At 45.3% G+C, this 24,036-nt stretch carries 16 protein-coding genes and 2 pseudogenes; 12 read left to right on the forward strand and 6 right to left on the reverse strand.

Translation table 11 applies throughout. The features are described from left to right. The first annotated feature begins 240 nt into the window (after positions 1–240). The 8 genes and pseudogenes from H6F63_RS22695 to H6F63_RS22730 all read left to right on the forward strand — a co-directional run bounded on the left by H6F63_RS22695 (position 241) and on the right by H6F63_RS22730 (position 10,690). Complete coding sequence (locus H6F63_RS22695) at positions 241–2,952, forward strand: right-handed parallel beta-helix repeat-containing protein (RefSeq protein WP_190639674.1); 2,712 nt, start codon at positions 241–243, stop codon at positions 2,950–2,952. 256 nt (positions 2,953–3,208) lie between these two features. Beyond that, positions 3,209–4,216 carry a tryptophan--tRNA ligase gene (gene trpS / locus H6F63_RS22700; RefSeq protein ID WP_190639675.1) on the forward strand — a complete coding sequence of 336 codons (1,008 nt, stop codon included), beginning with the start codon at positions 3,209–3,211 and terminating at the stop codon, positions 4,214–4,216. Between the two features lie 31 nt (positions 4,217–4,247). Then, entirely contained in the window at positions 4,248–4,484 is a 237-nt protein-coding gene (locus tag H6F63_RS22705; RefSeq protein WP_190639676.1) for a hypothetical protein, read from the forward strand. Between the two features lie 211 nt (positions 4,485–4,695). After that, complete coding sequence (locus H6F63_RS22710) at positions 4,696–5,679, forward strand: methylenetetrahydrofolate reductase (RefSeq protein ID WP_190639677.1); 984 nt, start codon at positions 4,696–4,698, stop codon at positions 5,677–5,679. Next, positions 5,633–6,655, forward strand: a pseudogene (locus H6F63_RS22715) (isochorismatase). The gene H6F63_RS22710 and the pseudogene H6F63_RS22715 overlap by 47 nt, the downstream one beginning before the upstream one ends. 81 nt (positions 6,656–6,736) lie before the next feature. Next, positions 6,737–8,080 carry an ATP-binding protein gene (locus H6F63_RS22720; RefSeq protein WP_190639678.1) on the forward strand — a complete coding sequence of 448 codons (1,344 nt, stop codon included), beginning with the start codon at positions 6,737–6,739 and terminating at the stop codon, positions 8,078–8,080. Further along, positions 8,080–9,336 (forward strand): tetratricopeptide repeat protein, encoded by a 1,257-nt coding sequence (locus tag H6F63_RS22725; protein WP_190639679.1) that lies wholly within the window; start codon positions 8,080–8,082, stop codon positions 9,334–9,336. The genes H6F63_RS22720 and H6F63_RS22725 overlap by 1 nt, the downstream gene beginning before the upstream one ends. 91 nt (positions 9,337–9,427) lie before the next feature. Next, a complete protein-coding gene (locus H6F63_RS22730; RefSeq protein WP_190639680.1) occupies positions 9,428–10,690 on the forward strand; it encodes a tetratricopeptide repeat protein in 1,263 nt (420 codons plus the stop codon). A 4-nt stretch (positions 10,691–10,694) separates the two neighbouring features. Here the strand turns inward: H6F63_RS22730 and H6F63_RS22735 are convergent, their stop codons facing one another. Continuing rightward, positions 10,695–11,297, reverse strand: coding sequence for a Uma2 family endonuclease (locus tag H6F63_RS22735; protein ID WP_190639681.1), 603 nt, complete (start codon positions 11,295–11,297; stop codon positions 10,695–10,697). Between H6F63_RS22735 and H6F63_RS31175 the strand changes: the two are divergent. Continuing rightward, positions 11,282–11,407 (forward strand): annotated as a pseudogene (locus H6F63_RS31175) (DUF429 domain-containing protein); the annotation flags it as partial. The gene H6F63_RS22735 and the pseudogene H6F63_RS31175 sit on opposite strands and share 16 nt — an antisense overlap. Before the next feature lie 50 nt (positions 11,408–11,457). Here the strand turns inward: H6F63_RS31175 and glgP are convergent. Both glgP and H6F63_RS22745 read right to left on the reverse strand, forming a co-directional pair. Then, positions 11,458–14,040 (reverse strand): alpha-glucan family phosphorylase, encoded by a 2,583-nt coding sequence (gene glgP / locus H6F63_RS22740; protein WP_190639682.1) that lies wholly within the window; start codon positions 14,038–14,040, stop codon positions 11,458–11,460. A gap of 129 nt (positions 14,041–14,169) precedes the next feature. Beyond that, positions 14,170–14,589, reverse strand: a complete 420-nt coding sequence (locus H6F63_RS22745; protein WP_190639683.1) for a hypothetical protein — start codon at positions 14,587–14,589, stop codon at positions 14,170–14,172. A gap of 164 nt (positions 14,590–14,753) precedes the next feature. Here H6F63_RS22745 and H6F63_RS22750 point away from each other — a divergent pair, with 164 nt between their 5' ends. Further along, positions 14,754–15,104: a helix-turn-helix domain-containing protein gene (locus H6F63_RS22750; RefSeq protein WP_190442944.1), complete on the forward strand. Its 351-nt coding sequence runs from the start codon at positions 14,754–14,756 to the stop codon at positions 15,102–15,104. Positions 15,105–15,155: 51 nt separating this feature from the next. Here H6F63_RS22750 and H6F63_RS22755 read toward each other — a convergent pair whose 3' ends face one another. Together H6F63_RS22755 and H6F63_RS22760 are read right to left on the reverse strand one after the other, a co-directional pair. Beyond that, entirely contained in the window at positions 15,156–15,383 is a 228-nt protein-coding gene (locus tag H6F63_RS22755; RefSeq protein ID WP_190639684.1) for an NfeD family protein, read from the reverse strand. 158 nt (positions 15,384–15,541) lie between these two features. Further along, on the reverse strand, positions 15,542–15,712 hold the full coding sequence (locus tag H6F63_RS22760; RefSeq protein WP_190639685.1) for a hypothetical protein: 171 nt from the start codon (positions 15,710–15,712) through the stop codon (positions 15,542–15,544). 122 nt (positions 15,713–15,834) lie between these two features. Here H6F63_RS22760 and H6F63_RS22765 point away from each other — a divergent pair, with 122 nt between their 5' ends. Further along, a complete protein-coding gene (locus H6F63_RS22765) occupies positions 15,835–15,951 on the forward strand; it encodes a photosystem II reaction center protein I (RefSeq protein ID WP_190421628.1) in 117 nt (38 codons plus the stop codon). A 120-nt stretch (positions 15,952–16,071) separates the two neighbouring features. Then, entirely contained in the window at positions 16,072–18,567 is a 2,496-nt protein-coding gene (locus H6F63_RS22770) for a DUF3769 domain-containing protein (protein ID WP_190639686.1), read from the forward strand. Here H6F63_RS22770 and H6F63_RS22775 read toward each other — a convergent pair. Further along, on the reverse strand, positions 18,557–23,965 hold the full coding sequence (locus H6F63_RS22775; protein WP_190639687.1) for an ATP-binding sensor histidine kinase: 5,409 nt from the start codon (positions 23,963–23,965) through the stop codon (positions 18,557–18,559). The two genes, H6F63_RS22770 and H6F63_RS22775, sit on opposite strands and share 11 nt — an antisense overlap. Between the last annotated feature and the right edge of the window lie 71 nt (positions 23,966–24,036).

Genomic DNA, 24,036 nt, shown 5'->3' on the forward strand with positions numbered 1-24,036 from the left:
GGAAAACCGGATTCCTAGAAGGTAAAGTCGCTGCACCTATGTCAATGGGTGCAGCGAACTGATACCATCAAGTCGGCGATATCATACGCCACAATCCAAGGACGCGGAAACCCCGCCTCTACAAAGTGGATCTCCACTCCCCCAATTCTTGTGTAAAAGGGCAGGGGTGCAGCCAGCAGCTACCATTAATGCAATATTATTTAGCTCAAAACGCCACATCCTTTAGGTCGGAGAAAAAAAATGCTTCCGAAAAAATCAACTTCATACTTGTGCGCCACTGTGTTAGTTTCCGGGTTAGTTTCGGGAATACTTGCCACCACCACCACTGCACAAACTATAGAATCTTTATCTGAAACATTAGAAGTAAAAGTAGACACCGCCACTGTAGAAAATGATTTACCTGTAACTGAGGTATCTGAGGAAGCAAAAAAACTCGAAGTCGAAACTAATACTACAACTTTTGAAGTAAAAAATACTTTACCTCCAATTACAAATCCGAAAAAATTAGCAGATGTAGAGTTGCCGCCTCGTACCTTAAACGAGTTTGGAAAAGTCTCCCCAGAAGTTAACGCAGAACCCGCACAAAATCCTCCAATAAGTAGCCAGGAAACCGCACAAACAACCGCGACACCAACCGAATCAACTGTAAAAATTCTCCCGCGTGTGGGGGTAAACTTTACCAGCGGGCCAGGTGTTGGTTACTCTAGTTCGTTCACTAGCTTAGAAGGTTTTTTACCTCTATCTTCAGGTAAAAGTAATAACCTGCCATTTCTAGAAGGACGAGTCCTATTATCAACAGAAAATGCTCTCATCAGTAGTAATTTGGTTTTAGGTTATCGCACTTACAATTCTAAAGATAACCGCGTCTATGGCGGTTATGTCGCCTACAACACTCGCGACACAGGAAATAGCAACTTCAACCAATTAGGTGTAGGAGTTGAAAGCCTAGGGGATTGGGATGTTCGCGCTAATGCTTATATACCAGTTGGCGATACCCGCCAAAAGACACAAGAAACTATTTCTAATAATATGTCCTTATCAGAACCTGTCTTTCAGGGGAATTTTTTAGCCCAGACTCGAACTCAGCAAGGACAAATTAACCGCCGTTTTGAAGCAGCGATGGCGGGATTTGATGTTGAGGCTGGTACAAAAATTGCTCAGATAGGTAAGACGGGCGATCTGCGGGGTTATGCTGGATTATATTATTATGATGCTCCCGGTAGTGCCGATATTTTGGGGTTTAGCACTCGTTTAGAAGCCCGTCCTACTGATAATTTGCGGCTAGGAGTTTCGCTTTCAAATGATGCTACTTTTGGGACTAATCTGGTGCTAAGTGTGGGGGCGAATTTCCCTGGCACTCGTCCGAGAAATATAGGTAAAGAAAATACGGTGTTGGCGCGTTTGGGAGAATCTGTCGCCCGAAATGTAAATATTGTAGTGGATGAGCAACAGGAAGTTGAATCATTTACACGACAAGAAACTATTTTTGTTACTAACCCGAATACTGGTCAACCTTGGAGATTTCAACACGTTAATTTGGGGATAGGAACGGGTAACGGTACATTTGAAAGTCCAACTGGAGACGTTGCTTCAGCTTTGGCTGTGGCGCAGCCGGAGGATATTGTTTATGTGCAACCAGGGACAAATCCAAGTATTCCCGCCTTCCAAATTCCTGATAGGGTGCAGGTGCTTTCTACTGGCCCCGTGCAGCTGATAAATACGGTAGAAGGTGATTTACAATTACCGTCCTCTGGTGCTGGTGTGCGTCCACAGGTGACGGGAACGGTAACAATAGGTAATAGAACTACGCTTTCTGGGTTTGAAATTGCTACTACTACTGGTGCTGGTATTGCTGGGACAAATATCAGCGATGTGACAATTCGAGAGAATGCGATCGCATCTTCTGTAAGCGAGGGTATTTTACTTCAGAATGTGACTGGACAGGTAGCGATCGCTAACAACACCATCAACAATTCTGGTTTGGAAGGCTTCTCTTTGCGTAATAATCAAGGACAAGTCACTCTGTCGCTTACAGAGAACAGTATTGCCAATAATGGTGCTGCTGCTGACGACGGGGACGGAGTTAATGTCGAACTTAGCAATAGCGCCACAGGGACGTTCAACATAGAAAAGAACGCGATCGCTAACAATAGCAGTAATAGTGGCATCGCAGATGGAATCGAAATCAGAATTATCGATAATGCTTCTGGAACGTTTAATGTTTCTGATAATCAGATAACCACAAATCAGTTTAAGGGGATTAATATTCAACTTGACTCTACATCCTCTGGGACATTCAATATTACCAACAACAGTATTCAAGAAAATCTTGACGACGGGATTACTCTACAACTGAACGATCAAGCAACTGGAACATTCAATATTTCTAACAATCCTGAAATTTCTCAAAATGGCTTGTTCGGTATTGCTATATTACTGTCCGACAGCACTTCGGGAACGTTCAATATTACTAGCAACACGATTCAAGAAAATCAAAATAATGGGGTAAATATTCAATTAAACGATACAGCAGCGGGAACGATTAATGTTTCCAATAATCAGCAAATTGCTAGAAATGGATTGAACGGGATTTTTACAACGACAAGTGAAACATCCCGACTCCGGCTAACAATTGACTCGAATCAAATTTCAGAAAATTCTTTTACGTCGCTTTCGATTAACAGTTTTGGTTCTAGTAATACTTTTGCTAGTGTCGCCTTGAACACTTTAACAGGCGGTTCATTGGGCGATTTAGAAGTGATAACGAGTGGAGTTGATGATATTGTTTGCTTGCGATCGCGTCAAAATACAATTGGCAATCTTTTGTTAGATGATAGTCTTGGGGGGACGATACAGGCAGAGGATGGAATATCCACTAATAATATTGGCACAAGTAATGTGACTAATTGGTCGGGAACGAATGTAGCGGCTGGAACTTGTGGTTTCCCGTAAAAGATAAAGTTAAATCAATTCTACCAAATATAGCAATCCCCGGAATTTTAATCCAGCCATTCAGATACCCGACTTCTCTAAGAAGTCGGGTATCTTGCATTCACGAATCATTTAGGAATGCTATAGGTTGTAAACCGTATACACAGGAAAAATTTTGTCTGTCTGTTTTTACCAGAGTATCGTCACAAGACGCAAGAAAATGTCAAACTAAATAAATGTGTTTTTTTAACTTTCGCAAACAGTTAAATTGAAGTTTATGGCAAGTCAGCGCGTTCTCTCTGGAGTTCAACCAACCGGAAATCTGCATTTGGGTAACTACCTGGGAGCAATTCGCAACTGGGTAGAAGGACAAAGCCAGTATGAGAATTTCTTCTGTGTAGTGGATTTACACGCAATTACGGCACCGCACGATCCAACCACATTGGCGGAAAATAGTTATAAAATTGCCGCTTTGTATTTGGCTTGCGGTATTGACCTTACTTACAGCAGCATTTTTATCCAATCTCATGTCTCAGCGCACAGCGAACTGACTTGGCTGCTAAATTGCGTTACGCCGCTTAACTGGCTGCAAGATATGATCCAGTTCAAGGAAAAGGCAGTAAAGCAGGGGGAAAATGTCAATACTGGTTTGCTGGATTATCCGGTGTTGATGGCGGCGGATATTTTACTATATCAGGCGGATAAGGTGCCTGTGGGTGAAGACCAGAAGCAGCATTTGGAATTGACGCGGGATATTGCTAATCGGTTTAATTATCTGTTTTGTCGGGAAAATCCGGTGCTGAAGTTGCCAAATCCGTTAATTCGCGCTGAGGGTGCAAGGGTGATGAGTTTGACTGATGGAACTCGCAAGATGTCTAAGTCTGACCCTTCGGATATGAGTCGGATTAATTTGCTGGATACTCCAGAACAAATTCAAAACAAGATTAAGCGTTGTAAGACTGACTCGGTACGCGGTTTGACGTTTGACGATTCCCAACGGCCGGAAGCACGAAATTTGCTGACTCTCTACACTATACTTTCTGGAAAAACTAAGGAAGAAGTGGCGGCGGAATGTCAGGATATGGGTTGGGGACAGTTTAAGCCGTTGCTGACAGAAACAACGATTAACGCCTTGAAACCAATTCAGGAAAAGTATCACGGGGTGATGGATGACAAGGGTTATCTGGAATCGGTGTTGCGGGATGGAAGAGAGAAAGCCGAAGCGATCGCATCCTCTACCCTCTCCCAAGTAAAATCCGCTATGGGTTATTCCGTACCATTGTGAGGATAGCAGTTTCGCACCAGTAGTAGAGAAAATGAAAGCCCAAGAAGTGATGGGAAATGTTGACGAACACGGTCAATCCTTAGATACACCCTTAGTAGTGGATAAGCATAGCCGCGTCCGGATAATTGTATTGTTCGTAGAAGATACAGAGGAAGATGATGAACCCAAGGAGTCTGTTTTAGAAAGCCTTAACAAGTCGCTTATGGAAGCAAAGGCAGGTAAAACTAAACCAGTTTCTCAACTGTGGGATGACATTGATGCTGAGTGAGTCATCCTCAGTTGAAGTTAAGTTTACCGATGAATTTGGGCGCAGACGATATCCAGTCTGCGATCGCGCAGTTTCAAGAAGGTAGTGGTAATCAGTAAAAGAATCCAGGCGATGGGATTGAAGGATGAAGGACAGCTGAAATTTTACAATTCTTACAGCACAATTCACACTCTCTTTATCCTTCATAATCCATACTTAACAAAAAAACCAAATGCCTAGCATCCAAAACTCAATGCTGTTTAAATCTTTCCGTAGCGCCGCCGAAGCTGGTGAATTCCTGATCACCGCCGAGGTAGCACCCCCCAAAGGCGGGAATCCAGTCCACATGGTGGAAATGGCGCAAACCCTCAAAGGTAGGGTTCATGCAGTTAATATTACTGATGGCAGTCGGGCGGTGTTGCGGATGTGTCCGTTGGCGGCTAGTTTAATTTTATTGCAGCACGGAATCGAGCCGATTTGTCAGATGGCTTGTCGCGATCGCAACCGCATCGGACTGCAAAGCGATCTCATGGGCGCTCATGCTCTTGGCATCCGCAATATTTTAGCGCTGACAGGCGATCCGGTGAAAGCAGGCGATCATACTGATGCCAAAAGTGTATTTGATCTGGAATCTGTGCGGTTGCTGGGTTTAATTAAAAAAATGAATCTCGGTTTCGACTGGAACGATAAACCCCTCACAGATGGTGCTACAGATTTATTTGCTGGTGCTGCTGTTGACCCCCAACTAGCAAGTTGGTCAGGATTGCAAAGCCGATTTGAACGTAAACTAGAAGCTGGAGCGCAATATTTCCAAAGCCAGCTGATTTGCGATTTTGACCGTTTGGAAAAATTTATGGACAAAATTGCTGCTGGCTGCGGTAAGCCAATTATGGCGGGAATTTTTCTGCTAAAGTCTGCCAAAAATGCCCAATTTATTAATCGCTGCGTACCTGGTGTAAATATTCCCCAAGACATCATCGACCGTTTAGCAGCAGCAGACGATCCGTTGCAAGAAGGGATGGCGATCGCAGCTGAACAAGTCAAATTGGCTAGTCAACTCTGCCAAGGTGTTCATATGATGGCTGTAAAGCGGGAAGATTTGATTCCCGAAATTCTGGATATGGCTGGAATTGCACCGCTAAACCAGTTAGTGTCAGCAGGAACAGAAGATGAACGCACAAACAATAAAGCAACTGCCGATTCCGTCGCACTTTGATGCTAAAAAGGTGGGAGAAGTTTGGCGAGTGCCATATCAGCAACGGGCAGAAGACGCGCGGAATTGGGCAAAAAAGCACGATATTCCTCCATCTAGCGAGGATAAAACTCGCATTTGCCTGTTGTTGATTGATGTGCAGAATACCTTTTGTATCCCCGACTTTGAATTATTTGTCAGGGGTGCGGTAAATGATAATGTGCGGTTGTGCGAATTTATCTATCGGAATTTGGGGAAGATTAGCGCGATCTGACCCACAATGGATACTCACACCGCCATCCAAATCTTCCACCCCATCTTCTGGATTAACGACGCTGGAGAACATCCCACCCCCGCCGCCACGATGATTACACCGGAACATATCCAGCAAGGTATCTGGAAGGTAAACCCAGCAGTTGCTGGAATTGTTGGTGCAGATTACTCTAATCTTGCATCACATTCTTTACATTATGTCAAGCATTTGAGTGAGAAAGGCAAATATCCGCTAACCGTATGGCCTTATCATTCCATGTTGGGCGGTATTGGTCACGCCTTGGTTTCTGCGGTGGAAGAGGCGTTGTTTTTCCACTGCATTGCTAGGAATAGCCAAACGCAGTTTGAGGTAAAGGGAGACAATCCTTTAACAGAAAACTATTCTGTGTTGCGTGCGGAAGTATTAGAAGGAGTGAATGGAAACCCTATTGCCCAGAAGAATACAAAATTTATCGACTATCTGCTAGAATTTGATGCTGTAATAATTGCTGGTCAAGCAAAAAGTCATTGCGTTGCCTGGACAATTGATGATTTATTGACAGAAATTAAAGCCAAAGATGCCAGTCTTGCTAAAAAAGTTTATTTATTGGAAGATTGCACATCGCCCGTTGTGGTGCCGGGAATAGTGGATTATAAAGAACAAGCTGATGAGGCTTTTGCCAGATTTGCGGCGGCGGGAATGCACCTCATTAAGTCAACTGAACCTCTCGAAATTGGTAATCTATAGTGTCAATAATATTATGAGGCAGAGCCGCATTATAAACATTCCCAGTCGGAAACGGGGAAGGAGTATAAGGAATAAAAACGAATGACTAGCAGTAATGATGCGATCGCGTCCCTCCGAGAGGCTTTAAAATTTTCTCCCGATAACGTACCTTTACGGCAACATTTGGCAGAAACTCTGCTAAGTTTGGGACAGCCAGAGGAAGCCGAACAAGAGTATCGCCAAGCCTTAGTTTTGTCGCCTGAAAATCAGCAGCTAAAATTAGGTTTAGCTCGTGCTTTCTACCAACAAGGAAAGTATACCCAAGCGTTGGTAATTGTAGAAGATCAAATAAAGCGCTTGGATTGTCCGGCGGGTGCTTTTTTACTTCATGCGCGTCTTCTCTTGAACGCGGGTGCTGTGGAACAAGCTGTTCGTCAGTACCGCCGAGCCGTTGAAACCGATCCTGCTGTTAAAGATGCTGATTTTGCCGAAAGGCTGGGAATTGGGGCAGAGGAGGACGTGCAAGAGGTGGTAGATGGCAAAATTCGGGCAGGATTGGGAGACTTTCCAACTTTAGAAGATACCCAAGTCGAAAAACCTGCGATCGCATTCCCAGATGTTGGCGGTATGGAAGCGGTCAAAGACGAAATTCGCCTGAAAATTATTTATCCCCTCAAACAGCCGGAACTGTACAAAGCTTACGGCAAGGCAATTGGGGGCGGAATTTTGATGTACGGCCCTCCGGGTTGCGGTAAAACTTACCTTGCTCGTGCCACAGCTGGCGAAATTAACTCTGGTTTCCTTTCTGTAGGCATCAACGATGTATTAGATATGTGGTTGGGCAACAGTGAACGCAATTTGCACGACCTTTTTGAACAAGCCAGACGCAACCAACCTTGTGTATTATTTTTTGATGAAGTTGATGCTTTAGCTGCCAGTCGTGCGGACTTGCGACAAAATTCTAGCCGCATGGTAATTAACCAATTTCTGTCAGAATTAGACGGGGTGAGGAGTTCTAATGAAGGGGTATTAATTTTAGCGGCAACTAATGCACCTTGGCACTTAGATTCAGCTTTTCGCCGTCCGGGACGCTTTGACCGCATATTATTTGTACCGCCGCCTGATGCTGAAGCAAGGGCGGCAATTTTACGCTTGTTGTGTCGAGGTAAGCCAGTGGAAGATATCGACTACGACCATTTAGCGAAGAAAACTGAGAATTTTTCCGGCGCAGACTTAATGGCAGTTGTCGATGTGGCAATAGAAAAGAAGTTAGCTGAAGCGATGAAAGTAGGTATCCCAAAGCCACTAACTACCAAAGATTTAGCATCGGCGGCGGGAGGAGTGAAACCTTCGACAAAAGAATGGTTTTCGACTGCTCGGAACTATGCCTTGTATGCTAATGAGGGCGGATTGTACGACGACATCCTCAAATATATGAAATTCTGATGGGCGTACACTTAGAACGGGCCGAACTTCTCATGGCTCAATCGCGTTATGAGATGGCGGTGCAGGAATTGCAGCAGGAATTAGCAGTCGATCCAGATAGCGCCCAGGCTTATGCGTGGTTAGGTTGGTGCTTGAGGTTTCTCAAGAAGTACGAGGAAGCAATAAAAGAAGCTGAGCAAGCAATTAAGCTGGCACCAGATTGGGAGGATGGTTATTACGTTCTGGGTTGGATTCTCTGCGATCGCAATCAGCTTCTGGAAGCTGAGAACGCAACCAAAGAGGCAATTCGCCTAAATCCTGAAAATACCAACCATTTCATCCTACTATCAAACATTCGAGTTAAACAAAAGCGATGGCAGGAGGCACTAGAAGCAGCGACGCAGGGGCTTAACATAGAGCCAGAGAATGCTGACTGTTTGAATAACAAAGGGATTGCCCTATTCGAGTTGGGTCGAACAGAGGAGGCGATCGCTACGACTGAGCAAGCGATCGCTCTTGACCCGGAGAATTTTAGCAACTACAACAACTTGGGATGGATGATATTGAATCGGGAAGGAAGCCCCACGAAAGCTTGGGAGTATTTCCGCCAAGCACTCCGACTCAACCCCAATTTTGAATCTGCACAGGATGGACTCATCCAAGCGATCAAGTTAAAAAACCCACTATACAGACTAGTTTACAGGTGTCTAATATTCCCGTACCGCCGTTTACAACTAGGCAGATTTTTGAGCGGGAAAGCTTTGTTGGGCTTCTTTGCCTGCTTGTGTTTGGCATTCCGTATATTGCTGAATCTTGCTGCAACTAATCCCAATCCTTTGATTTGGTTAGCGCTGATTGTTTTGTTATGGTTAATCTTTTTGCCTTGGTTTGTAGACCTCTTTATAACCCTATTACTCGAACTGAAGTTTAAGCAATCCTATTGGCTCACGACTTTAGTTTGGGCAATACTAAGCGCATTTTATTTGTGGTTAATGACCGGAAATTCTAAAACTCTGTTTGCTCCCGTTTTATTCGGATTGTTGCTTCTGCCTGTATCGGCAACGTTCCGATCTTCAGCGGGGTGGCACAGCAGCCTCATGGTGGGATATACAACCATCATGGCGTTAGTTGGGCTGGCAGGGTTAGTTCTTCCATTACCAGGGCTACCTTTTGTAAGTGTTGACGTTTGGTTCTGGCTAACTTGGTTAATCGTTCTCGCCTTCGGAACGCTTTTTTCCTTCTTTTTCATCTGGAGAAGCTCCCCTAAGTTAAGGTAGTGCCTGAAGAATGGTTTTCGACTGCTCGGAACTATGCCTTGTATGCTAATGAGAGCGGATTGGACGACATCCTCAAATATATGAAAATCTGATGGGCGTACACTTAGAACGGGCGCAATTGCTAATTGGGCAATCCCGGTACGAAATGGCAGAGAAGGAACTGCGACAGGAGTTAACCCAGTCGCCCGATAGCGCGATCGCGCACGCTCTTTTAGGCTTGTGCTTGAGTTACCGCCAGAAGCACCAGGAAGCAACACAAGAAGCTCAGATCGCAATTGGGCTGGCTCCTGATTGGGCGTATGCTCATTACATCTTGGCGTACATTTTATGCGATCGCGAGCATCTCAGAGATGCTGAAATATCGCTAGCTGAGGCAATCCGAATTGACCCAGCAAATTCAGGTTACTTCGCCTTGCGATCGCGCATTCGATACAACCAAAGACTTTGGCAGGAAGCCTTAAATGCAGCGCAGCAAGGCTTAGCTATTGACCCGGAAGACGTGGAATGCTTAAATTACCACGCCCTCGCCTTGTCGCAGCTAGGACGCGCACAGGAAGCTAAGACAGCCATTGAGGATGCGATCTCCAAAGACCCAGAAAACGCCTCCAGCTACGCTAGTTTAGGCTGGATACTCCTGACGCAGGGAAAAAACCCTAACAAAGCTTCCGAAAGTTTCCGCGAAGCACTGCGACTCAATCCTACATTTGAATGGGCCAGACAGGGAATTGTCGAGGCGATGAAAGCCAAAAATCCCATTTATAGGGTAATGTTGCGATACTTTCTCTTTTGCTCTCGATTAGATAATCGTCCTAGATTGCTCTTCAGTATTGGCTTATATTTTCTCTTCCGCTTGTTAGTAGGTGGACTCGCCGTCGCTAACTTAAATCCATTACTATGGTTAATAGGTATTGCCTACATTTCATTTGTAGTTCTTACCTGGATTGCTGACCCTCTCTTCACCCTGTTACTAAGATTTGATAAATTCGGAAGATTAATCCTTTCCGAAGAAGAGATTAACAAATCGAACTTATTTGGCGGATTGTCGCTTTGCATCATAATTGCTGTTGCTGCTTGGTTTACTACGAAAAACCCCAATGTTTTAGCAGCAGCAATCTCCTTAATATGGTTCTTACTACCAGTCTCGGCGACCTTACAATGTCCGGCGGGAAGCGCGAGAAAATTTATGACAATTTACACAATTATTTTAGCGATCGCATGGCTAATGATCGTAGTTTTACAGTTTTTAGAATACCCTAGCATATTAACAACCATTTTCTTTAGCGTTTTCTTCTTGGGAGGGCTGCTTTCCACCTGGGTTGCGAATGCACTAATGGGAGTTAAACAAAACAAATAATCGATTATGACCAAACTTCCGTCAAATCTAAGACAAACCCTGGTAAAACATCTTCCCCTGACAAAGTAGTAGGATTATCCAACACTTCCACATCCTGACCTTGCCTATATATCTCGACCTTCTTATTCTTTCGGCCAATCAACCAGCCTAAACGAGCCTGATTATCCATATATTCCCTCATTTTGGCTCCTAGCGGTTCCATATTGTCATTTTTAGAACGTAGTTCCAGAACAAAATCAGGACACAGAGGGGCGAAGCCTTCTTGTTGTTCTCTTGTAAGCGCGTCCCATCTATCTTGACGTACCCAAGCAGCATCAGGAGAACGATCCGCACCGTTGGGGAGGTGAAAACCAGTAGAAGAGTTGAACGTCTTACCAAGTTTAGTCTGACGGTTCCACAACCAGAGTTGTCCTTCAATGTCTGAGTTTCTATTTCCTGTGATGCTTCCAGTTGGAGGCATAATAATTAATTCTCCTGTAGCTGTGCGTTCTAGTTGTAAATCTTGGTTAACAACACACAACTCAACGAACTGATCGTGAGTAACCGTAAGTGTTAATGTTGGTGGGATATTGATTGGAATGGGATGCGCGAGACGAACTTGTGTCATTGTAGTGTCCATGTGCCTACATAGCAGCAGATTGGTGGTATTCGGGACTAAAACGTAACTTAGTATTAGGTCGCACAACAGGATATATTGTCATCCCCAATCGATGTTAGATTTTGCGGAAGCCCAGACTACTCCTTTGCCCCCGCAAAATCCAAAATTGTTACGCCCAGCGAATCAATCCCAACTCATAAGGAGTTGACAAATTTTCATGTTTCGGCAGAACGCGCAGAGACAAACCTTGTAAACCACTGGAAGTGAAGAGAATATCAGCAGTGTAAATGCAACAATTATGTTGATCCTGACCTTGGTGTTCCATCACCACAGGCACACCGTTGACAATTTCCCCATCAGCATCGACAGCACCCTGATAGAGTTGCACCTGCACATCATCTGGAGTTAGAGCGTCCAGATTAATTCGAGCTTTGACACCAACAGTTTGATTAACCAAAACCCCAGCAGGTTCAGAGACATCAACCTCTTCAATTTTGATGTCATACCAATGTTCAAACATCCGCTGCTTCCAAGAAGCTATTTCCTTAGCTGGAGCGTAGTTGTTTGAGGTCATAATCGAGTAGCGATCGCTTGCCGGGAAATATCCCCGTACAGCATAATCGCGCACCATCCGCGAAGTATTGAAAAACGGTAAATTCAACCGGATTGCATCCTTCATTTTCGCAACCCATTGGCGGGGAATTCCATAACCATCCCGTTCATAGAACAGCGGTACGACTTCCTGTTCTAGCAACTCGTACAGGGCATTTGCCTCCACGTTGTCTTGATAATTCAAGTCGTCGTAGTCTTCCCCGTGACCAATAGGCCAGCCAGTGCGGACATAATCAGCCTCATCCCACCAGCCATCTAATATGCTGAGGTTCGGCGAACCATTCATTGATGCCTTCATCCCACTCGTACCAGAAGCTTCGCGGGGACGGCGGGGCGTATTCAGCCAAACATCACAACCAGCCACCATCAACCGAGCTACATAGATATCGTAATTTGGGATAAACACGACACTGATATTCATCCCTTCCTCCCGCGAGAAATGGATGATATCGCGGATCAGTTCTTTCCCCGGTATATCCTTGGGATGAGCCTTACCAGCAACTACAAACTGCACCCGGCGATTTTTGTTACCCTGCAAAATCTTCTTGATTCGCTCTTTGTCACGGAGAAATAGGCTAGCCCGCTTATAAGTAGCAAACCGTCGCGCAAACCCAATCGTTAACACCGTTGGGTCTAGCACTTCCTGCGCCTGGGCAATTTCGCCGGGAGTTGCACCGCGATCGCGCAACTGTTTCACTAGACGCTCCCGGACAAACACCACCAATTCCGACCGTTGACGCTCGTGATTGCGCCACAACTCTTCATCCGGAATCGACAGCACCCGCTCCCACAAACTATCATCCGCAGGCGCATCAGACCACTGAGGGCCAAGGTAGCGGTCATATAGCTCCTGAGTAGACCTTGCCACACAACTACGGGCGTGTACCCCATTGGTAATCGCGGTAATTGGCACCTCCTCCAGGGGCAAGTCCTTCCAAAGATCCTTAAACATCATCCGCGATACCAACCCGTGCAGCTGGGCGACACCATTAACAAAACTTGATGTCTTCATCGCCAGTGCTGCCATGCTAAAAGGCGACGACAAATCCCCGGTATTTTCCCGTCCTAGAGCGAGAAACTCTTCTGGCGAAAGCCCGTAACTATGGGCATAGTGTCCCACGTAATACAGAGCCTTGTCTGGGGGGAACAAGTCGAATCCAGCGGAAACTGGTGTATGAGTAGTGAAAACCTGACTAGCTTGCGCTACTTGTTTAGCTTCGGCAAAAGTCAAACCTTCGTCCTGCATCAACATTCGGATGCGTTCCAGAATCAGAAACGCTGAGTGACCTTCATTCAGGTGATAGACGGTGGGTTTATATCCCAAAGCCTTCAGCATCCGGAAACCCCCGATGCCCAGCATCATCTCCTGGTGAATCCGCATATCCAAGTCACCACCATACAACTCGTCGGTGATGTCGTGGTCGTAGGAATTATTTGGCTCAATGTTAGTATCGAGCAGATACAGAGGTACGGTTCCCACTTGTACCCGCCAAACACGAGCATAAACGGTGCGCCCTGGATACTCTACCTCGATCCGCAATTCCGAACCGTCAGGATTGCGCTCCGGGTGCAGGGGCATATTGTAGAAGTCGTTGATCGGGTAGCGTTCTTGCTGCCAGCCATCGGCGTTGAGGTACTGGGCAAAATACCCTTCTTGGTAAAGTAAGCCTACAGCAACCAGCGGCAAGCCTAAGTCACTAGCTGATTTCAGGTGGTCGCCCGCCAGAACGCCTAAGCCTCCGGAGTAGATAGGCAGGCAATCGGTAAGACCAAATTCCGCACAAAAGTAGGCGTAGCACTCTTTCTGGTCAGTTGCGCGATCGCTGCCACTTGACAAGTTTCGGTTTTTGCGATACCAATTTCGCTCTTGCAGGTAGTCGTCTAGCTGCATTGAAGCCCTTTCCATTTGGGCGACAAAGCCTTCATCTTCAGCAACTTCCTTTAATCGGGCTTGGCTGATGGTTCCCAGCATCAAAACTGGGTTATGACGGCTTGATTCCCACAAGTCGCGGTCTAAGCGCCGAAATAACTCTTTGGTTTCGACGTTCCAATCCCAGTGCAGGTTATAAGCCAGCTTGCGTAGGGGTTCTAGTCTCGGCGGCAGAGAAGGAGAAACATTAAATGTCCGAATCGGCTGCATCGACAAAGCCTCTATAAGTCTGAATAAAGTTATTGTGTACTCAGATCGGCCGAAAGTACGATGTTTTTTATACTCTTTTCGAGGACTGATGATGCTTACAACTTAGAACAAATATTTTTATACCTCTGTTTAGCAACAAGCAGCCGCTTTTAATACAAAATGATGGGATTTCAAGGTATCCGAAATTAAATCTTCCATTTCTGTCGGATAGTTAAACCGCGCAAACTCATACTCAATGACTGCGCCAAGGCTGTTTAATTCTTCTAAATTTTGGCAGCTTTGGATTGCGGCGATGAGGAGTCGCTGCCAACTCAGAAAAATTCTGTAGCTAAAAAAGCTGCTGCACGTCTTCCCTTTTTCGTTTTCCCAGACTATGCACAGCTGATGCGCCATGTGCTTTATCCACTTCACCTGGTTTGCCGGAACCCCCAAAACTTGCCCTGCTTCTTCCTTGGTTATATGCAAGCTGGCACGCTTAAACCATCGCGTTTTAATAAAGCTGTGGCGAGTTGCTTGCTTTGAGCGAGTTCTGCGAGTTCTGCGTGCCATGATGCGTTCCTTAGTTGTGAGTAAATTCTCTATAAATTCTGTCGCCCGAACCTGCCCTATACATATGCCGATAATTCTATTATCTTATCCGCAATTGCGGATAAAGTCCATATTCTCAGCATTCTCAGCAGCATACAATTGATAAATAAGTGAGGTGACGCTAATTGATTAAGTCTGATACTGGAAGCAAAGGTCGAGTGCAGGAGGACGGTACAGGTCGGTATCGATTCGACCGAATGGGCATCATGCGTGTTGGAGAGATTCTTCGCAAAGCCAGAGAAACAAAAGGCTGGAGTCTCCAAGAGTTGCACAATTATTGCGGTCTACCAGCCAGCTCAGTTAGTGACATTGAGAATGCTTGTGTCACCAAAGTTCAGGCTGATGCCTTGGAAACTTTGCGCGTAGCCTTAGAACCACAAAATCCCGATACAGGTATGACTTATACCCTCGGTGACTTATATGAAATGATGCTGGTTAGGGAAGGAGAAACTAACGGTGCAAAAGGGAAAAGCTAGAGCGATCGCATTTTTTCCCCAGGAAGCGATCGCGTAACTCTGTAAAAAAATCTACTTAACTGGAACCACCAGCATAGTGATATCCTGTCTGCCAACAACCATCACAGGCTCATCAGCTTCAACAATGGCTTGGCAATCAGGCTCTATAAATCGTGCAGGCCAGAAAGTACCAAGACACTTGACTCGTCCAGGCTGATTAGGAGCGATTGTTTTCTCCACTGTACCCGCGATAGGTTCAGCGAACATCTCAAAATTTTCGGGAGCTAATGAACTGTTCACGATTACCTCCATCTGATTGAGCGACCTGAGCCTTGGAAAACTGAGTGAGAAAGATTTGAGCCAGAGCCGATCGGGTTTTTTCGGAAAAACTTAAGTGTTTAGCCTATCGTTCTGCCACCAGCATCCGATTAGTTTTCAGCCAGGAAAAATCTAGACCATTAGAAACCTAACATCAGCTTAAGTTCCTTAAATTCCGGATAAAGCCCCAAGATTCCCGGATCAGTTGGACGGGAGGAGTCGCCAACGAGGGCGATCGCTTTCTTCAACAACGACGCTTGGTGAAACTTAATGCACTCCAGAATCGTCAAGCAATTTGAGCAGCCTTGCACGACCCTGAATTCAACGCTTGAGGTCTTTGTCAAAAATGAAGCAATATTTCGGTATTATGAGAAAGTTGTCATGCCTTTAAGGTAACAACATTCAGCCTTTCCCGTCTGGAGTAGATATCGGTATGCTGACCCTCAAAATAGTTGTTTATATAGTCGTTGCCTTCTTCGTCCTGCTCTTTATGTTTGGATTTTTGTCCAATGATCCGGCTCGTAACCCGAAACGTCGGGATTTAGAATAAACAGCGATCGCTTAATGCCTCAGGCCAATGTCGGGACAGCAGCCCAATGTGAGGCACGCTGCTCAGAATGCAGTTGAGAATAGGCATTTGTGCTGTCCGCTCGACTCCTGTTGCTAGAAAATGCCCCAACCAGTCCCGCCGCCTGAACCACCTTCAATTGTCAGTACCTCACAGCCAGGGGAATTCGCTCCTCTGGCTGCTTCAACTCCAACTCTTTTCTCGGTTTCCACCAGAACCATGCAAACCGGGGCGGTTGCTGCTCCGACTCCGCCGGAAACCCTACCGCCGGAGTCTTCCTCATCTATATCTATCCCTAAAAGAAGTGCCGTCCTGCTTGGTTCTCCGATTTCAGTGGGGCATTCTGTCGTTGGAGCAAAGCAGCCGCCTGCGAAAAATCGAAATTCTGAAAATAAGACAGAACCAGTAAAAGAACGGGCAGCAGCACCTGTTTTGCAAAAGTCGCTGTCCGTATCCCAGTTACCAAGTGTAGATCAACAGCCAAAAGAGCCGCCGCCAGAGCCGAATCCGACGGAAGCCGAAGATGACAGGCTATCCCCACTCCCACCGTCAGAGGGAACTGGGAGAGAATCCGAAGATGATAGGCTACCCCTAGAATTACCGCCAGAAACTCCGAGAGAATCCGATACACCCGTTGCCCCCTCCCCCTTGGAGGGCGAACCCTGGAGTGAGGAGGAATTAGTACCTGTCTCACCACCACCCAAGACACAGACACAGCAACCTTCCCCCGTAACACCCACTACTGAGAGTAATGGTAGTGTCGTGGAATTAACTTCAGACCGTCAGGAGTACGAGGTAGATCGGCAAGTTGTGACAGCCGAAGGCGATGTTTTATTGCGATACCAGGGATCGGTAGTAGATGCCGACCGGGTGCAGCTGAACTTGCCAAATCGGATTGTGGTAGGCGAGGGGAATATAGCCTTGAAGCGGGGCGATCAAACAATCAGAGGCGATCGCTTAGAATACTTCTTTGCCCAAGATAGCGGTTTTGTCTTAAATGCCAGTGGGGAAATTTATCAGCCCACAGCTGGGACGGATTTTTCTGGGCCATTACCAAATGATACCCGTGCCTTTGCCCGACCGTTAAGCGATCGCATCCTCGCCAACCAACCGTTATCGAATATCAGCAGCCCCGGTGGCTTTGGCGCTGTATTTGGTGCTGGCAGAACTATTCAAAACCAGTCTGCCTTTCAACAGGGAGGCACCCTGAATCGGCTGCGCTTTCAAGCGGATCGAATTGATTTCGACTCCGAAGGCGCGATCGCTAAAAACGTTCGCTTTACCAACGACCCCTTCTCACCGCCAGAGTTAGAGGTACGGGCAGACACAGCTAGATTCAGAAGAATTTCGCCCCTTGTAGATGAAATTACCAGCACTAACTCCCGCCTAGTTTTCGACCAGGGGTTCTCCATTCCCATATTTCAAGATCGCCGACTGATTGACCGGAGAGAGCGCGAACCTGGAATCGTCACCTTCGGGTATGATGATGGCGATCGCGGTGGTGTGTTTGCCGAGCGCACCTTTCAACTTATTTCCACTGACAAGATTTTATTTCGCGTCACACCGCAGTATTTTATCCAGAAAGCAATTACTGAGGGCGACTACATCGATCCATCGGTATTTGGTGTCCGGTCTAGGCTGGATGCCACCCTGAGTCCCACTACCACTTTGAGGGGGACGGCAGTTTTCACCAGTCTAGATCCCGAAGAGATAGCAGAAGACGAGTTGCGGGCAAGTCTGCGCTTGCGCCAAACCATCGGCACCCGTTACCCCCACACCCTGAACCTGGAATATAGCTATCGCGATCGCCTCTTCAACGGCTCCCTCGGCTTTCAAACCGTCCAGAGTAGTATAGGCGCAGTCCTAACTTCCCCTGTAATTCCTCTAGGAAACACAGGCATTAACCTCAGCTATCAAGCAGGCGCTCAAATTATTAACGCCGACACCGACCGCATAGACTTGCTCGACCCGGTGCGGACAAACAACCGCGTCACTCTCAACCGCTACCAAGGTAGTGCGACCCTTAGCCGTGCCTTTACACTGTGGCGGGGTGAAGCCTTACCCGCCACCCCTACCGAAGGATTGCGATATACACCAGTACCAATTGTTCCCTACCTGCAACTGACTACTAGCGCTACTGGCGTATACAGTGGTTACAGCAGTAGCGATACCCAAGCATCCTTGAGTGCAGACATCGGACTACAAGGGCAAATTGGTCATTTTTCTAAGCCTTTCTTAGATTACACCGGGTTTAATGTCAGCTTGTCTCAGGTTGCCCGTAATGGCACATCGCCTTTCTTGTTTGACCGTTTAGTTGATACTAAAGTCCTTTACGCTGGTATCACCCAGCAAATTTATGGGCCATTTCGCGCTGGTTTTCAAACAGCTATCAGTTTAGATACCGGTGATAGCATCAGTACCGACTATTTTCTGGAATACAGCCGCCGCACCTATAACGTCATCTTGCGTTATAACCCAGTCCTAGAGTTGGGTTCCATCAGCTTGCGGATTAATGACTTCAACTGGTTAGGTAATCCAGATCCATTCCCAGGTTCTGGTGTCCGTCCAGTTATCCAAGGTGTTCCCGCTACAGACTGAGTGGAATTGCGATCGCAAACTCTGCCCCTTCCCCAATTGATGAAAAACACTGCAATGTCCCGCTGTGCTTTTCTGTAACAATTTGGTGGCTAATCGAAAGTCCTAGTCCAGTTCCTTTACCCTGCGGCTTAGTGGTGAAAAATGGGTCAAATAGCCGTTGGCGTACTGACTCAGACATTCCTAATCCATTGTCTTTTATCCGAATCTCCACCTGATGGTTATTGGTTACGAATGTGCGAATTGTAATCAGGTTCGGATGCTGCTCAATTTCAGCATAAGTTTTAAGGGCGTTAGACTCCTCTAGCGCCTCAATCGCATTCGAGAGCAAATTCATAAATACCTGGTTGAGTTGTCCGGCGTAGCACTCAACCATAGGCAAATCTCCATACTCTTTAAGCACCTGAATCGCTGGACGGTCTGATTTAGCTTTCAGGCGGTGCTGCAAGATCATCAGCGTACTTTCTAAACCATCGTGAATATTCACAGCCTTTTTCCCAGCATCATCTGCCCGCGAAAAGTTGCGTAAAGACTGCATAATATCCCGAATGCGGTCAGTACCAAGTTTCATTGAGGAAATCATCTTGGGTAAATCTTTCAGCAAATATTCTAAGTCAATCGCCTCAATTTCTTCGGCAATTTCTCCTGGCGGATTCGGCATATGCTTTTGATATAAATTCACCAGATTACTCAAGTCTTGAACATACTCTTTAGCATGGTGCAAATTGCCCGCAATGAAGCTGACCGGATTGTTAACTTCGTGGGCAACACCAGCGACAAATTGACCCAAAGAGGATATTTTTTCAGTCTGTATTAGTTGAGCTTGCGTTTGCTGAAGTTTTTCTAAAAATTGTTGCAACTGCTGAGATTTCTCTTTTTCCCGCGCATATAAACGGGCATTTTCTAAAGCTATAGCGACTTGCGAAACTAAGACTTTTAAGACTTCTATCCGCTCTTGGGTAAAAGCTCCTGCTGCCAAGTTATTTTCCAGGTAAAGAATTCCTTGCACCTGGGATTGATAAATAATTGGTAGACAGAGAATTGATTTTGGTTGATTTTTCTGAATGTAGGGATCTGTGTTGAAAGGCTCTGCTTGAGTCACGTCATTAAAGACGAGATGATTTTGACTTCTGAAGACGTAGTTTATAACGCAAAGGGGTAGATCCTCACTGGTTTCAAGAGAAATCGATTTTAAAACTGTCACTTCATTGTTTGTAGCAGTACCAGCAGCTTCGATGAACAGTTGGTTATCTTTAACTAGCAGTAGCACTCCTTTTTGAGCAGCGGCATTTTCCAGCAGAATTTTGATTAACTTGCTCTGCAATTTTTCTAAGACAATTTCACTAGCGATCGCTTGCGAAGATTTGATAAAAGTAGCTAAGTCTAAAAAGTTGGTCAAATTGCTACCAGTAGTGGTAGTCGTAGTCGTAGTGATGGTGACATCCAGGGTCGGGTCTTCTATAGTACGACTTTGTGCTACCAGAATTGGATGTTTGGATTCTAAGTCTTTGACTTTGGCTATAGCTCCCCAACGGATATAGGCATAGTATGCTTTCGTTATGTATGCCTGATAAATTATTTCTTTCCCTAAAGATTTATACAATTTCCCAGCTAATTCATAAGCCAGTGCTTCTTCTTGAATATAACCATTTTCGGCGGCTCCTTTGATGGCGCGATCGTAGTAATCCATCGCCTGATAATTCTCGCCAATCACCCGATATTGTTCTGCTTCGACCAGATATAATTTATGTAAAAAATTCATTGGGGCATGATTTGCCCAGTGCTGCATTTTCTCCTGGTTGGCTTGCACTTTGTCCAGTACACAGTCTTGTTCTGGCTTTGATAGGGAGGCATACATCGCCAACCGGACTAGAGAATCGTAGAAATCGAGGAGAGGAATAACTGGCTGTGCTGTTACACCGCCTAAATAGTTTATTGCTAAAGCTGCATTTTCCAGCGCTAGGGGATACTGTCCAAACAGATAGTGAAGGATCAGTTTGTAAAGGTGCAGATAGTAAAGCGCCATTACATCATTTGCTTCTTGATGTTGCGGTAGCGATCGCTCCTCGTCGTAAGTTTCACCGATTAAACGGCACGGATCGACAGAACGCCCCATCAAATTTAGAACGGCCTGCCGTAGCATCTCGCTGTAGTTTAACTGAAGTTCCTGCTTGATTTGGCGGATAGCATTACTATAGGTTGCTAGCTTGGGTTCCAAAGCAGCTAGTTCCTGACCCATTAAGTATAAAGATTGACATTCAAAAAAGTAATTCCAAGCAGTAGATTCTAAATTTCCAGTTTCTAGTCCGCGTTGATGCCCTAGCTGAAAAAGTGATAAAGTTTCCCTCAGATGAAACTTCCAGTGATTTACGAAGAGTGCAACGGCACAAAATACTTTGGTATCGATTGCTTTATCACTAAAGTGTGACAACAAATTTAACGCCAATTTGCCAAATTGGTAGCCAGATTCAATGTCATTGACTATACCGCAAAGGATAACACCATAAGTAGCATAAGCAACGGCAGACACGGGCGCATTACCGTGAGTAATAGACAAATTAACCTGTGATAATGTAATCAGCGGATACAGCCTGGGAGCGGCTACGTAAGTAGCAGCAGCTATTGTATACAAAATCCGCATAGCTGCCAGCGCGTAAACATCAGTCATTTTGGGCAGATTCATTAAGTCTTCAATGCCCTTTTCTGGGAGTAGAGCAGCCGTTTTGAAGAGCGCCTGACCGATGTCTGCATCTGTAGGTTCTCCGGGAAAGTCTACCCCCAGCAACTTCAGCGCTTGTAGCCCGATTTTAATAGCTTCTAGCAGTTTATTCTGGGCTACATAGGTGAGGATTGTGACTTCATAAACCTTGACTTTATCGAGCTGATTTCTTGCTTGTTGCAGCACAATCTCAGCGTGTTTTTGCATCTGTTCAAACTCACCACTGAGGTAAGCTGCTTCTGCTGCTTGTTCATATAATACCAAGGTAAAATTATAAGCATTTTCCCAGGTATCAACGCTTAAAAGTTTTACTCCTGTGTTCAAATACTTGAAAGCAGGTTCATAAGCAGTAGCAGCTTTTGCCTTACGTCCCGCAATTAAATTTAATCGCGCCAATTCATGTTTTTCAGACTCTTGGGTGAGCGTGTCAATTCCGAAATTCAACTGATTAATAATATCAAAAATGTTTAATTCTATTTCCTCAATTGGCGTATTTTGCAAGAGCAATTGACCAATTTTTAAATGGATAGCTTTCTTTTGAGTATTAGGAATCAGGGAATATGCTGCTTGCTGGACGCGGTCGTGCAAGAATTTATAACCAACCCGCGAAGTATCGAAAGTCAAATCAACCGCTTCTGACTGGTTAAAGACTAAGGGAACGCGGTACGCTTCACTCAAGGGAAGTATTAACGCCGCTTGTAAAGCTGGATACAGTTCGCTGGCAGTGACGGAGGGTGACTGTTCATTGACAATTGAAAGAACATCTAGGGTAAATCTGTCCCCCACACAAGCAGCTAATTTCAATACTTCTTGTGTTGATTTCGGCAGCTTTTCAATACGAGAAGCAATCAGTTCCACTACACTTTTATCGGTGATGCCAATCGCCTGTATCTTTTCAATACTCCACTGCCATTCCCCCTGTGTCCCTCCTTGGTAAGGAGGAATTAAGGGGTTGAAATCAAATTTCAAAAGCTTTTCTTGATATATCGCCTGGAGTAATTGCGTTATAAAAAATGGGTTTCCGGCAGTTTTATTACAAATTAACTCTGCTAGAGGTTTAACTCTTCCCGTATCATTTAAGGTATCAGCAATTAGCTGATTTATATGAAATAAATCTAACGCTTGCAGAACAATATTATTAACAACTGCGCCTGCCTTACGAATTTCTTCTACTGTTTGAATTAAAGGATGAGTGGGACTAACTTCATTATCCCGATACGCGCCGATGAATAGCAGATATTTGCTATCTGGGTCAGCAATTAGCACTTGCATTAACTTCAATGTGGCTGAATCTGCCCATTGCAAATCATCTAAAAATATGACTAAAGGATGCTCTTTTTGAGCGAAGACGTGAATAAATTCTTTAAAAACTCGATTAAATCTGTTTTGCGATTCGGTTGCCCCAAGTTGTGGCACTTCTGGCTGTTTGCCAATGATTAGTTCTACTTCGGGAATCAAGTCAATAATTACTTGCCCATTTGACTCGACAGCGCTTATGATTTTAGTTTTCCATCTTGACAGTCGGGCAGCACTTTCAGTTAGTAATTGGCGCATCAATGAGCCGAAGGCTTGAATCAATGACGCATAAGGAATATTCCGCTTTAATTGGTCAAATTTACCGGATATAAAATAACCCCGTTGTCGGGTAATAGGCTTATTAACTTCATTTACTACGGCAGATTTACCGATGCCAGAGTAACCAGAAACTAGCATCAATTCACTGGTTCCTTGACTGATGCGATCGCAAGCGGCTAAAAGTAATTTTACCTGAGTTTCTCTGCCGTATAATTTTTGTGGGATCAGCAACTGACTCAAGACATCTCGCCGTCCTGGTATGAAATCAGTAATCTCACCCTTTGTTTTTAACTGGTGAAAACAAATTTCTAAATCTGCTAATAGTCCCGCTGCACTTTGATATCTATCTTCGGCATTTTTCCCCATCAACTTCATCACAACTTCTGAGATGGCTGGGGAAATTTCAGAATTTAATTCGTGGGGAGATTTGGGTTGAGCAGCAATATGGCTGTAAACTATCTCCAACGGATCGTCACTCGGAAATGGCAACCTCCCGGTGGTCATTTCATACAAGGTGACACCGAGAGAATAAAAGTCTGTGCGATAGTCGAGAGTGCGATTCATTCTCCCAGTTTGTTCGGGAGACATATAAGCAAGGGTGCCTTCGACTGAATTGGGATTATTAATTAGTGGGCTTTCTTTAGTTAGGCGTGAAGCGATGCCGAAGTCGGTAAGTTTAACAATTCCGGTTTGGGAATTAATGATGATGTTACTGGGTTTAATATCTTTATGAATAATCTGATTTTTATGCAGATAGTCTAAGGCTTTAGCGAGTTGGATGCTAATGCTTAAACAGGTAGTGAGGTTGAGTTTCTCTATTCGCAGCAGTTGTGCGAGGGAGTTACCACCAAAGTCTTCTAAAAGTAGTGCCTGACGATTGTTGAAGGTTTCGAGGCTAAGGACTTTGACGATGCCTGGATGGTCTAAGCTTTGCCGGATTTGATATTCGTGTTTGAGGCGGGTGATGGCTTCGAGGGTGGGATATTCCGCTTTGAGGAGTTTGAGGATCGTTGGCTGTTGGTGGGTTGGGGTCTGCCCCCGATAGATAATCGTTTGGATACCTTCGTGCAGAGTCGATTGGATTTGATATTCGGAGATTGTCTGCATAAAGCCCTAAAAGTTACCTAAGTTATTAATATCCTGCCATCTAGAACTATGCTCAACAATGGGGAAAATAC

The sequence above is a fragment of the Trichocoleus sp. FACHB-40 genome (assembly GCF_014695915.1).
Classification (GTDB): domain Bacteria; phylum Cyanobacteriota; class Cyanobacteriia; order Cyanobacteriales; family FACHB-T130; genus Funiculus; species Funiculus sociatus.